Genomic DNA, 12,313 nt, shown 5'->3' with positions numbered 1-12,313 from the left:
AACCAACATGGAGTTGGCACTGCGTGGTCTGGAGAAGAAGACCACCGACCCGTACATGGCTGGCTGGCGCAAGCGCGTGGTGCCGACGCTGGGGCACCTTCCGGTGGCCATGCTGACCAACGGTGCCGTAGATCGCGCGGTGGTCGGCTGGATCAACAACGGCGCAAGCAAATCGACAGTGAAGAACAGTCTGGCCGTACTGGTGCGAGTGATGGAACAGGCTGTGCGGGACGAGATTCGGGAGACGAACCCGGCGCGAGTGCGGGGCTGGCAGAAGCTCTATCAGCAGATCGAGGACGAACTCGATGATCCGCGGTCGCTGGCGTTGCCCAACTGGTCGGCGCTTGTGACGTTGGCTGAAGCCCTGGTGGCTCGTTCGGCAGATCACTACCGGGGTTGGGCTGATGTGGTGATCTTCGCCGCGTGCACCGCGTCCCGCATCGGCGAGGTCTCGGGCTGCCGCGTCGGTGACATCGACACCGACACCTGGACTTGGCGGGTGCGGCGGCAGACCACACCGGGACCGGGCGGTATGGAGGACAAGGGCACCAAGGGCAACCGGGTGCGCTACGTTCCGCTGATCGAGGAAGTTCGGCAACTGGTGACCCAGCGCATCGCGATCGTCGGGGCCGACAACCCCGATGCCCGGCTGTTCCGCGGTCCGCGTGGGGGACGGATCGCTACCGGCGTGCTCCGGGATGCCACCCATTGGGATGAGGTCGTGACCAAGCTCGGCTACGAGCATCTTCGGCGACACGATCTGCGGCACACCGGACTGACGTGGATGGCCGATGCCGGGGTGAGCCTGCACGTGCTCCAGAAGATCGCCGGACATGCCGACAGCCGGACCACGGAGCGGTACCTCCACCCGGACCGGCGGGAGATCACCGGGGCCGGTGACAAGCTCTCCGAGCATCTGCGGTCCCGTTCTGGTCCCGCTCTGCGGGTGGTCGGCGAATGAGTAAAGCCCCTCCGACGCTGGTCAGAGGGGCTTTCTCGTCTGTCGGGCTGACAGGATTTGAACCTGCGACCACTTGACCCCCAGTCAAGTGCGCTACCAAACTGCGCCACAGCCCGTTGCGCCCGCTGTGCGGGCGCTCGAAGAGATTACCGCACGAGGCCGGAGCGGTGCTAATCGCCTAGTCAGAGGGGGTGCGGGGTAGTGGAGGAGGGGTGTGTTCTCAGCGGTAGTCGTTCACGTGGTCGACCGCCCACTGGGCGAAGGTGCGGGCGGGTGTGCCGGTGATCGACTGCGAAGTGGGGCCGACCGGGCTCGGCTCCGTTCCGGCTTCTGCCCACATATCTAGGACTGGGCGGTAGTAGATGTCGGCTGCTTCCTCGTAACTCAGCTCGATCAGTTCGATCGGCTCGCCCAGGGCGGCGGAGATGGCGGCGACCTGCTGGCGATGCGACAGGGATTCGGGGCCGGTGAGCGGGTAGATCTCGCCCGCGTGGGACGGGTCGTCGAGGGCCGTGACGGCTGCGGCGGCGATATCGTCTTCGTGGATCGGCGTCAGTTGCAGGCCCGGGAATGGGACGCGGACGACGCGGTCGGCTCGGATGGTGGGAAACCAGGTGCGGGCGTTGGCGGCGAAGGCGCCCGGCCGCAGGACGGTCAACGGCAGGCCGGATGCGCGCAGCGGGTTCTCCACCGCGAGATGGCGTGCGCCGATGGGATTGTGCCCGTTCGCCGCCGCGATGGAGGACAGCAGCACGATGTGGGCGACTCCGGCGGTCTTCGCGGCGTCGATGAAGTTGTCGATGCCCTCGGCGGCGGCGTAGCAGAAGACTTTCTCGATACCCGCGAGGGCGGTGGCGACCGATCCGGGGTCGCTCGGGTCGAGCCCGACGAGTTCGACACCGTCCGGCACGGTGGTGTCTGCGGGGCGAGAACTGGCCGCCCGCACCGGTTTTCCGGCCGTGCGCAGTTGATCGACGACAGCTCGGCCGACGATGCCGCGAACGCCGGTGACGAGGTAGGTCATGGGGTCTCTCCTTCGGAACGGGAATCGGTGAGATGGGTCAGGATGCGGCGCAACTGTTCGCCGTAGCGTCGCTCGAATTCCGTGGTCTGGGCTTCCATGCCGAACAGCTCACGCACCTGGACCGGTAGCAGCAGAGGGGCGATGACCATGCCCATCACTGCGAGCTGGAATGCGGCCGGGTCGAGGTCGGCGGCGATCTCACCGCGCTCCTGACGGCGTCTGGTCTCGGCGAGATCGCTCTCCGAGATCGGCTGCTCTCCCGACGGCGCGGCATCGGATAATCCTTGCCACATGAGCAGCCGGATGCCGCGCGGATCGCGCAGCCCGTCGCGCAGATAGTTCGTGACCACCTCCGCCAGTGGCAGCGCCGGATCGCTGAAGGTGGCCTCGCGCTCCAGCCAGCTCTGCTGGAGCGCTCGGTACAACCCTTCCTTCCCGCCGAAGTAGTAGGTGATCAACTGCTTGTTGACGCCGGCCCGCTCGGCTATGTCGCCGACCCGGGCCCCCGCATAACCTTTCGCGGCGAACTCGTCCAAGGCCGCCTCGAGCAGGCAGCGTTTGGTGCGTCCGGCGTCGCGAACGCGATGGGCGGGATCCGGGGTGCGATGAGTCGGCACCTCCCCCAGAGTAGTCCATATTTTACAAATGGCTAATTGTTTTAGACAGATGAAAAGTAGTGGGATGGTCCGCAGTGCAACAGACCACCCTCACGTCCGACTCAAAGAAGACTCAGGGGCGGGGACTCCGGAAAGGTGACCGGGACCGTAGCCGGTGCGCGGTGGAAGGAGCTCGGGAGCCACTTCATTTCCGCAGCTGGGATGGCCAGCCGGATTTCCGGCAGCGCATCCAGCAGTTGGTCGAGCGCCTCTTGGGCGATGACCATGCCGACCGACTGCGCGGGGCAGGTGTGCGGGCCGGCGCCCCAGGCCAAGTGGGAACGGTTGCCCTGGCGGTCACCGGCCACCGCTGCGGGGTCGTTGTTGCAGGCCGCCAAGCCGATCAGCACCGGTTGATGCTGCGGCAGCCACACATTCCCGACGATTTGCGGCTGAATCGGATATCTGACACAGGAATTGGTCGCGGGGGGATCGCTGAACAGCACCTCGTCGATCGCGTCGCGAGTGGACAGTGCTCCGCCGAGCAGCTCACCGCCGAACCGCTCATCGGTCACCAGCAGCAGCACAGTGACCGCGATCAGATTCCATGTCGGTTCGGCGCCCGTCGTGTACAGCATGGCCATCTGATGGACGAGTTCGGTCTCGCTCAGCCGCGCCGGATGCTGTACCAGCCAGGAGGCCACATCTCCTGCCGGTGCTGCCCGTTTGGCCGAGATCACCTCTAGCATCGCCGCGCTGAGCGTTCGATGCGCCGCTTCCGCCGATGCCGCGTCGACGGCCTCGCGCAGGCTCATCATCGCGGTGTACGCGTCCTCTCGGACCTCGGGCGGGAACCCGAGCACCTGCTCCAGTACCCGGACGGTCAGCGGGATCGCGTACTCGTTGAGCAGATCCGCCGATCCGGCCGCGCAGAAACCGTTGATCAGCGACACGGCGGTGCGTTCCACCGTGTCGCGCAGTGTGTGCAGATCGATCCGATCGAGGCCGGCGGTGACGGCGTTCCGGTAGCGGGCATGCTCGTCTCCCGCCGTCCGCGACGCGTCCGGCCGCCACCGCATCGCCCACGGCACCGGACACCGCGCCGGCACGCTTTGTTCCCACTCGCTCGGATCGGCCGAGAAATGCGCGGAGTCGGTGAGAACGTCCAGCGCCGTGCGGTAATCGATGATCAATGTCGCGGATACTTCCGGCGCTACCTCCACCGGGACGAGCGGGCCGTGATCGCTGCGCATCCGCCGGTATGCCGCGTGGGGGTCGGCTGCGAACTCGTCGGAATACAGCTTCACCCGCGTGTACCGTAGCGATCGAAGGGCAAGACGAGACATGGGGAGATAGTCAAAACAGGCTCCTGGAAGAGAGATCCGAAATCGACGCCGAGATCCGCACGGCAGCTCTGGCGTAGGCGGATCGGCTCTGGGCGAATAGCCGGGTCGGCTACCGAAGGAATGTGAGGGGGAGCGGCCGGTGACACGCGGGGGGCGAAAATAGTCGCGGGCCCGCCGGCCAGGCTGTGAACCCTGGCCATCCGTGTGCCCGATGCCACCTCGACACGTTCGATCTCCCCTGCGTACGTCGCCGGCAATTGGCGCCACGATCCGACTCGGCCGTCGAACCGACCGGTCGCCAAAATTGTTCGATCGCAGCGTAATTCGACTAACGTTGGGAAAGCATACTCAGCTCTGTCAGCGTTCGCAGCGCGAACTTTCCGAGCCGGCGAGGACCCGGTGACCGTCCGGCAGAGGCAGCCGCACAACTGATCTCGCACCGCCGGGCGCGGCGGTAGGGAGCATGTTCTCCTGCCCCGCTACCGCCCTACCGGGCGCCGCCCGGTCAGAGCCCGGTGATCTGCGTCCAGTCCTGGGCGAAACTGCCTTCGGGTATGACTCGCACGTCCTTGATCTTGTTGGCGGCGTTGATGCCGCCGACGACGCCCCGGCCGGTGCTCGCGCTGTAGAACAGGATGCGATCGTCGCTGAGTGCGGTGATTTGTGTCCAGTCCTGGGCGAAGCTTCCGGGCGGGATGACGCGGACGTCTTCGAGGTTGTTGTCGTCGTCGATCGCGCCGATGACACCGCGGCCGGTGGATGCGCTGTAGTACAGGATGCGGTCGCCGCTGAGTCCGGTGATTTGTGTCCAGTCCTGAGCGAAACTGCCCTCGGGGATCACGCGCACATCTTTCAGTTTGTTGGCGGAGTTGACAGCGCCGATGACGCCCCGGCCGGTGCTCGCGCTGTAGAACAGGATGCGATCGTCGCTGAGTGCGGTGATTTGTGTCCAGTCCTGGGCGAAGCTTCCGGGCGGGATGACGCGGACGTCTTCGAGGTTGTTGTCGTCGTCGATCGCGCCGATGACACCGCGCCCGGTGGATGCGCTGTAGTACAGGATGCGGTCGCCGCTGAGTCCGGTGATTTGTGTCCAGTCCCGGGCGAAACCGCCCTCGGGGATGACCCGGACATCCTGAATGTTGTTGTCGTCGTCGATCGAGTCGACGACCCCGCGCCCGGTGGAAGCGCCGTAGAACAGAATGCGATCCGACATGACATTGCCTTTCCGTGCTGTGAAATATGCGTCGACTGATCGCCGGTCGAACACGCGCGGATCGGCGCGTTCGAATTCTCGAGCCGGGTGGTCACCGGCGTGACATTCGCGCCGAGCGATCAGCGGGCGTCACCGCGCTGTCGACGCGACATACCGGTTACCGGCGAGGCGTGGCGAAAGTCGATGCGCCTTGTCAAGCCGACCATTTCCGCGATAGGAGGGCGTGCGTAGTGAACTACTCGCTTCAGGTGCCGCGCTTCGTGAATGGGGCAATCACGTGCCCGGCGACCTGCGACGTAGCATCAGCCGCCGCGCATCATGGCAGGTGATGCACAGGCGGTGCCTGCACGACCGTCAATGTCGAACGTTTGCGCAGCGCGAACCCGAGCTTCTCGTACAAACCGATCGCCGTCGCGTTGCGGGCGAGCGCATGCAGGAACGGTGTCTCATCACGCGCCCGGATGCCCGCACCGACCGCGCGGACCAGGCGTGTGGCGAAGCCGCGGCCACGGAATTCCGCGTCGGTGCACACGGCGCTGATCTCGGTCCAGCCGGGCGGGCGCAAGCGCTCCCCGGCCATCGCCACCAGTCGGCCGTCGACCCGCAGGCCCAGGTAGTTACCCATCTCGATGGTTCGTGGCGCGTAGGGGCCGGGTTCGGTGCGGGCGATCAGCGCCAGGATCTCGGGCACGTCCGCCGCGGTGAGGACTTCCAGTTCGGGGTCGTGCGCGACGCGTAGGGCGGTGCCATCCATTTGCACCGAGTCCATTTCGTCGAGCACCGTCCAGCCATCCGGGGGCACGTGGCCGTGGCCGCGCAACGCGGTGCTGCCGCCCGGTCCGAGGAGGGTGGCCAGGTCGGCCCAGTCCTGTTCGTCCAGCACCGGCGGGTGGCCGACGAACCGGGCGACCTCCGGGTCGTAGCGCCCGATCCGTCCCACCCAGCCGGCGAACCGGCGGTGCTCGCCGCGCAACGACGCACGCACCGGGTCGTCCAGCGGGTGCAGCGAGGTATCGACGTCGATGGTCGACTCAGTGGTCACCGCGCACTCCTCCACAACAGCGTCCGACCCGGGAACGTTAGCGAGACGCACGACCGACGAGCACGGGTTGCGCTCAACGCGATTCCGGCACCGTGGCCTGCCGGGGCGTCGGAGCTACGGCCCGCGGTCGCACGCCTTCTTGACCTGCCGGTCTAAAACGGTTACGGTTCGGGTCATGGGCAGGCCGCGCAACTTCGATCCGGACACGGTGGTGGACCGGGCCATGGAGACGTTCTGGACCCACGGCTACGCCAACACCTCGCCCGCGCAGCTGGCCGAGGCCACCGGCATCGGAAAAGGCAGTCTGTACAACGCTTTCGGCAGCAAGCGTGCGTTGTTCGACCTGGCTCTCGACCGTTACGACCGGCTGGGTGTCGAGTTGGCCGCGGATATCCTGACCCGACCGGGCGCCACCCGCGATTGCCTGGCCGCCTTCCTGTGCGGACTGGCGGACTCCGATCTCGCGCAGCCCGTTCGGCGCGGCTGTCTGGCGGTGAACACCGCCATGGAAATGGCGGGGCACGACGCGGAGATCGCCCGGGCGGTCCGCGCGACACAGGATCATATGATCGCGGCGTTGGAGGCCCGGATCGATCAGGGGAAACGGGATGGTGACGTGCGCGCCGATACCGACCCGCGATCGATGGCCGAGTTCTTGCTGAACACCGTCGTCGGCCTCCGGGTGATGGCCAAGACCTACGATGCGCCCACTCTGCATCGCATCATCGACACCGCTCTGACCACCCTCTGAATCGAACTGCCCGCCGTGGGGCTCGTTCGCTGCCCATATTTTTGACCTGTAGTTCAAGAAGGAAGGGTTCCATCATGGATCTAGAACTGTCCGGCAAGACCGCCGTCGTCACCGGTGCCAGCCGAGGCATCGGCTTGGCTGTCGCCGAAGCATTGTCCGCCGAGGGCGTCCGGGTGGTCGGGGCCGCGCGCACCGTTACGCCCGAGCTCGAAAAGGCGAGCGTCGCAGCGGTTCCCGTCGATCTCTCCACCTCGGAGGGAGCGGCCCGGCTGATCGGCACCGCCCTCGACGAACTGGGCGGCATCGACATCCTGATCAACAACGTCGGCGCCGTGAATGCCGCGCGTCTGGAACTGGGCGGCTTCCTCGACGTCGAGGACGAGCAATGGCGAGAGCTGTTCGACCTGAATCTGTTCAGCGCGATCTGGGTCACCCGCGCGGCACTGCCCAGCCTGCTGGAGCGGCGCGGCGCGGTGGTCACCATCTCGTCGATCAACAAACATCTTCCGGCGGCGGGGCCGGTCGGTTACAGCGAGGCCAAGGCCGCGCTGACCGCGCTGACCAAGCGGCTCAGCGAGGAGTTCGGGCCGCGCGGGGTGCGGGTCAACACCGTCTCACCCGGCGTGGTCGGCACGCCGATGTGGCGCGGACCGCACGGCGTGGGCGCCAAGTTCGCCGCCGCTCAGGGGCTTTCGCAGGAGGAACTGCTCGCGGCCGTGCCGGAGCAGTTCGGCATCGCCTCCGGCCGGATCAGCGAACCGGAGGAGGTCGCCGCGCTCGTCGCCTTCCTCGCGTCACCCAAAGCCGCCAATATCGTCGGTGCGGACTACGTCATCGATGGTGGCACATTGAAGATCGCCTGAATTCGGCTGCAGGGGAGTCTTCGCGTTCCGGCTGCGACGCAGTGAAATACATTCGTGCCCTTGGCGTTCGAGTGGCGAACGTGGTAGGAGTGGGTCGCGGCCGGAAGTGTAGGCGGGTAGGGTCGCCGGACGGCACGGATAGGAGCGGACTGGTGCGTGTCCATCATCTGGATGCCGGGGGAACCCGTCCTTTCGGAGGCCGTTTGTTCGACGGCAGGCCGGGGCTTCGGCGCAAAGCGGCCGGGGCGTGTCATTGCTTGTTGATCGAGCACTCCGCCGGATTGATTCTGGTCGACACAGGTTACGGCGAGCAGGCGCTGGTCCGGCCGGATGTGTGGGTGGGGCGGCAACTCATCCGGCAATCGCACCCGGTTCTCGATCGGCCGATCGCCCGGCAGGTCGAGGCGCTGGGGTTCTCCCGCGATGACGTCCGGGACATCGTCGTGACGCACCTCGATCTCGATCACGCGGGTGGTCTCGCCGACTTCCCCCGGGCCACCGTGCACGTGCACCGAGCGGAGCTGGACGCCGTCGAAGGGCCCTTCGGTCATCGCGAGAAGTTCCGGTATCGACCGGTGCAGTTCGAGCACGGACCCAAGTGGTCGGTCTACGGGGAGTCCGACAGTCGCGCGGAGCGCTGGTTCGATTTCCAGGCGGTGCGCGAATTGCGGGGCCTGCCCCCGCAGATACTCATGGTTCCGCTGGCCGGCCACACTCGCGGTCACGTCGGCGTCGCCGTCGACACCGGCGACGGCTGGCTGTTGCACGCCGGGGACGCCTACACCTACCACGGCCAAATGCGTGCGCAACCGTCGATGCCCTTGGGAACCCGGGTTTTCCAGTGGTATGTGGACACTGGGCGGCGGGCCCGCATCGAGAACCAGCAGCGGCTCCGGGAACTCGTCAGCGACCACGGCGACGCGGTGACGGTGTTCTCCGCGCATTGCGCGACGGAGTTCGAGCGGCTGAGCAGCTGACCGCTGTGGCTACCGGGGCCGGTCGCTGCCGTAGAGCACGTGCCCGGGTTCGGCGAACGCGAGCAGGGTCGGCAGCGCCCCATTGATGCCGACCTTTTCGGCTACCGCTGTCTGCGGTCGAATTCGTGCCGAACGCCTGCCGGGTGGTCGCGCGCGCACGCCGTGACGACGTTGTCGCGGTGGCGTGCCGAACTCCGCGCCGAGTGCTGACCGACCCGTCCGAGGCCGGGTGACAGGCGCTGCGGACTTCGTGTTGTATGGCCAAACCTAGCTATCTGTGGGCATCGTAACCCGAGTAGTGCGCTACCCGACCCGGGCGGTCGTCGGTCAGACGTGGGTGTGCCCGGTCGCGCATACTCGCGCAGGTCTTGCCGCTGCGCGCCGCTCGGCCGCATAGGGTAAGGCTTGGCGTCCGCGCAGCGGCGAATCGAGCTGTCGCTGTCCTCGTGTTTGCTGGATGGCCGGTTCGGGAGGTCTGCGCAGAGTGGGCGAGGTAACGTGAAGGTGTCGGCCGGGGTCGGCTACGTGATCGACGGCGTGGCGGCCGCGGCGGCAGCGCGTAGTCGGTGCGTCTTCGGACCTCGTGGTCGTATCCGGCCGGAAGCCGTCAGGGCCCGGAGGCTTCCGCTGAACGGCAGTGCTGGTTCGCGAGAAAGATCCGCCGTCATGAGTGTGTACGCCCCCCTGTACCGCGAGGTCCTGTCGCGGGAGGAACTGCCGGACGAGTTCTTCGGACTCTTCCTCGACCCGACCCGCACCTACAGCTGCGCGTTGTGGACCCACCCCGACGACACCCTGGAAAAAGCCCAGACAGCGAAGATCGATCTCGCCTTGGCCAAATGTGATCTCCAACCGGGGATGACCCTGCTGGATGTCGGGTGCGGCTGGGGATCGACCATGCTGCGCGCCATGGACACCTACGGGGTGAACACGATCGGGTTGACCCGCAGCCGCAACCAGTACCGGTACGTGCGGGACATGCTCGTCGACCGGCTGATCCGTGGCCGGCCCTACGGCGGGGTGCGAGTGCAGGGCTGGGAGGATTTCGACCGGCGTGCCGACCGGATCGTGTGCGTCGGGGCGATGGAACACTTGCCGGTGGACCGCTATGGGGAGTTCTTCGAGTTCGCCTATCGGATCATGCCCTCGGACGGAGTGCTGCTGTTGCAGACGGTGGTCAGCCACAGCCGCGATCATCTGCGGGCGCACGGCACCAGGATCACCAGCGAGGACTTCGCCTTCTTGCGTTTCCTGCGCGAGACCATCTTCCCCGGTGGCCAGCTCCCGCTGTCGTTCGGCCACTACCCCAAAGGGATCACCGAATACGCGCAGGACGCCGGATTCACCGTCGCAGACGTCCAGTCACTGGGACCGCATTACACCACCACATTGGACTGCTGGGCCGACGCCCTGCACGAACACCGAGACCGGGCGATCGAGCTGGCCGGGCGCGACACCTACAACGCCTACATGCGGTATCTCACCGGCTCGGCCGAGTACTTCCGTCGTGGGCATATCGACGTTATGCAGTTCACCTGCCTCAAACCCGACGCTCGGTACCGGTCCCCGCTGCCGCGCTGAGTCCGCCCGCCGGCGGTGGCGCATCGCCACGGCATCTGCCTGCCTGCTCGCCGAGTGCGAACTGTGCACCGTGCTGTGGCCCTCGGCGAGTCGCGGACGGACGCGTCAGCGATCCGCTCCGATCAGAACCGGACCTCCGTCGCGCCGGTCGACGACGGGCTCATGCTGGGGGTGTGGCGCCCCGCGGCCCGCCGTACGTTCTCGCGCGGGCGCGGATTGCGGATCGGCAGGGTGAGCCTGCGTCTACGGGGTTTGGTGTTGATGAGCGTCATGTCGCCGTTGTAGTGGGCGAGGACCCGGGGATCCATGACCGCGCGCCACAGCGGCGGGATGATGGCCAGCAGGACCATGGTGGCGTAACCGGCGGGGAGCTGGGGCGCCACGTCGCAGCTGCGCAGGGTTTGATAGCGGCGGCCCGGGTTGGCGTGGTGATCGCTGTGGCGCTGGAGGTGGAACAGGAAGATGTTGGTGACCAGGTGGTCGCTGTTCCAGCTGTCGCGGGGCGAGCAACGGGCATAACGGCCGTCCGGGCGGCGGGCGCGCAGCAATCCGTAGTGCTCGACGTAGTTGACGGTCTCCAGCAGGCCCGCGCCGATGAGCGCTTGGAGGGCGAGGTAGGGGATGACGGCGGGACCGAACACCACGATCAAGGTGGTGAACAACGCCGCGCTCATCGCCCAGGCTTGCAGGAGATGGTTGCTGGGGCTGAGCCAACGTTTGCCGTTGCGGGCAAGACGCTGGCGCTCCAACGTGAGGGCGGAGCGGAACCCGCCCGTCATGGTGCGGGGGAGGAACTGCCACAGCGATTCGCCGTAACGGGCGCTGGCGGGGTCCTCGGGAGTGGCCACGCGAACGTGGTGGCCGCGGTTGTGCTCGACGAAGAAGTGCCCGTAGCCGGACTGGGCGAGCGCGATCTTGGCCAGCCAGCGTTCGAGACGTTCGGCGCGGTGGCCGAGTTCGTGCGCGGCGTTGATGCCGATCCCGGAGACGAAGCCGAGCGTGACGGCCAAGCCGAGTTTGTCGACCAGGCTCAGCTCATGGCTTGCCCACAGGTAGCTGGCGATCAGCAGGCCGATGAACTGCATCGGCAGGAAGAGGAAGGTGCACCAGCGGTAATAGCGATCGTTGGACAGCGCCTCGTAGTCTTCGTCGCGGGGATTGCTTCCATCGTCGCCGATGGCGAAATCCAGCAGTGGGATCACCCCGAGGATGATGATCGGGCCGATCCACCAGAACAGCTCCAGCCCGGTGTACAACACCAGCTGTGAGGGCAGTAGCGCGCAACCCGGGGCGATCAAGCCCAGAATCCAGAGGTAGCGCTTGGGGTCGCGGGCTCGGGTGTGCTCGAAGATAGTCATAGTCATCTCGCCGATCCGTCAGGACGACACTCAACCGACAGTTCCGACTGCGGACAACACCTACAACGTGCACGCCTATCCAGGATAGCTAGAAGTTTGCCGTGTAGGGCAGAACCGTCGAAACTGCTGTCTGAGCTGGCGAGGTCCGCCTCGCGATGGCGCACCGCCGACCGGATCGGCCCGCGCCGTCGGGGCAGGGGGCGCCGCGTCGGGTACGAAACGATCCGCGCCGGATCTGCGAGTATCACCGCTGCGCGCACCTGAGCGGCTCGGGCGGGCGGGGATGAGCCAACTCCGACATTCGAACCTTTCTGTACCGAAATCGACGAGCTGACGAACGGTGAGACAGCAAATTCGGTGCAAGTAGACTCGCCGGCCCTGGGGCCGGGAGCCACGGGACGATCGTGGGGGTGGAACTCGCCCGGCGCACTTGAGATCTGTGCTGTGCCGGGCAGGCAGGTCGGGGGGGGGGGGGGGGGGGGGGGCGCCCCCCGCCCCCCCCCCCCCCCCCCCGCCGGCGGGCCCCCCCCCAACCCCCCCCCCCCCCCCCCCGGCGCGCGGCCCGGCCCGCCGCGTTTGGAATATTGGGGGCTGAGCCCGC

Annotated in this window: 11 protein-coding genes and 1 tRNA gene; 5 read left to right on the top strand and 7 right to left on the bottom strand. The window is 66.9% G+C overall.

Going from position 1 to position 12,313, the window contains the following annotated elements:
- Positions 1 to 7: 7 nt before the first annotated feature.
- A complete protein-coding gene (locus ACGF7Y_RS34995; RefSeq protein ID WP_393241783.1) occupies positions 8 to 961 on the top strand; it encodes a tyrosine-type recombinase/integrase in 954 nt (317 codons plus the stop codon).
- Positions 962 to 1,003: 42 nt separating this feature from the next.
- Here the strand turns inward: ACGF7Y_RS34995 and ACGF7Y_RS34990 are convergent.
- The 6 genes from ACGF7Y_RS34990 to ACGF7Y_RS34965 form a co-directional block, all read right to left on the bottom strand.
- A tRNA-Pro gene (locus ACGF7Y_RS34990) sits at positions 1,004 to 1,077 on the bottom strand.
- A gap of 104 nt (positions 1,078 to 1,181) precedes the next feature.
- Positions 1,182 to 1,985: an SDR family oxidoreductase gene (locus ACGF7Y_RS34985; RefSeq protein WP_393241780.1), complete on the bottom strand. Its 804-nt coding sequence runs from the start codon at positions 1,983 to 1,985 to the stop codon at positions 1,182 to 1,184.
- Complete coding sequence (locus tag ACGF7Y_RS34980; protein ID WP_393241777.1) at positions 1,982 to 2,602, bottom strand: TetR/AcrR family transcriptional regulator; 621 nt, start codon at positions 2,600 to 2,602, stop codon at positions 1,982 to 1,984. Before ACGF7Y_RS34980 ends, ACGF7Y_RS34985 begins: the two co-directional genes overlap by 4 nt.
- 101 nt (positions 2,603 to 2,703) lie before the next feature.
- Positions 2,704 to 3,888 carry a cytochrome P450 gene (locus tag ACGF7Y_RS34975; protein ID WP_393241774.1) on the bottom strand — a complete coding sequence of 395 codons (1,185 nt, stop codon included), beginning with the start codon at positions 3,886 to 3,888 and terminating at the stop codon, positions 2,704 to 2,706.
- A gap of 544 nt (positions 3,889 to 4,432) precedes the next feature.
- Positions 4,433 to 5,140, bottom strand: coding sequence for a hypothetical protein (locus tag ACGF7Y_RS34970; protein ID WP_393241772.1), 708 nt, complete (start codon positions 5,138 to 5,140; stop codon positions 4,433 to 4,435).
- Between the two features lie 316 nt (positions 5,141 to 5,456).
- Positions 5,457 to 6,182: a GNAT family N-acetyltransferase gene (locus ACGF7Y_RS34965; RefSeq protein WP_393241769.1), complete on the bottom strand. Its 726-nt coding sequence runs from the start codon at positions 6,180 to 6,182 to the stop codon at positions 5,457 to 5,459.
- A 175-nt stretch (positions 6,183 to 6,357) separates the two neighbouring features.
- Between ACGF7Y_RS34965 and ACGF7Y_RS34960 the strand changes: the two genes are divergently transcribed.
- From ACGF7Y_RS34960 to ACGF7Y_RS34945, 4 genes are all read left to right on the top strand, one after another.
- On the top strand, positions 6,358 to 6,933 hold the full coding sequence (locus ACGF7Y_RS34960) for a TetR/AcrR family transcriptional regulator (RefSeq protein WP_393241766.1): 576 nt from the start codon (positions 6,358 to 6,360) through the stop codon (positions 6,931 to 6,933).
- Positions 6,934 to 7,007: 74 nt separating this feature from the next.
- Positions 7,008 to 7,796, top strand: a complete 789-nt coding sequence (locus ACGF7Y_RS34955; protein WP_393241764.1) for an oxidoreductase — start codon at positions 7,008 to 7,010, stop codon at positions 7,794 to 7,796.
- Positions 7,797 to 7,948: 152 nt separating this feature from the next.
- Complete coding sequence (locus tag ACGF7Y_RS34950) at positions 7,949 to 8,773, top strand: MBL fold metallo-hydrolase (RefSeq protein WP_393241761.1); 825 nt, start codon at positions 7,949 to 7,951, stop codon at positions 8,771 to 8,773.
- Between the two features lie 666 nt (positions 8,774 to 9,439).
- Positions 9,440 to 10,354, top strand: a complete 915-nt coding sequence (locus ACGF7Y_RS34945; protein WP_393241758.1) for a class I SAM-dependent methyltransferase — start codon at positions 9,440 to 9,442, stop codon at positions 10,352 to 10,354.
- A 122-nt stretch (positions 10,355 to 10,476) separates the two neighbouring features.
- Here the strand turns inward: ACGF7Y_RS34945 and ACGF7Y_RS34940 are convergent, their stop codons facing one another.
- Positions 10,477 to 11,718, bottom strand: coding sequence for an alkane 1-monooxygenase (locus ACGF7Y_RS34940; protein WP_393241756.1), 1,242 nt, complete (start codon positions 11,716 to 11,718; stop codon positions 10,477 to 10,479).
- Between the last annotated feature and the right edge of the window lie 595 nt (positions 11,719 to 12,313).

The sequence above is a fragment of the Nocardia sp. NPDC047654 genome, from assembly GCF_043205035.1.
In the GTDB taxonomy this organism is placed as follows: Bacteria; Actinomycetota; Actinomycetes; order Mycobacteriales; family Mycobacteriaceae; genus Nocardia.
The sequence above is the reverse complement of the archived record's forward strand: the minus strand, read 5'-3'. Positions and strand labels throughout refer to the sequence as shown.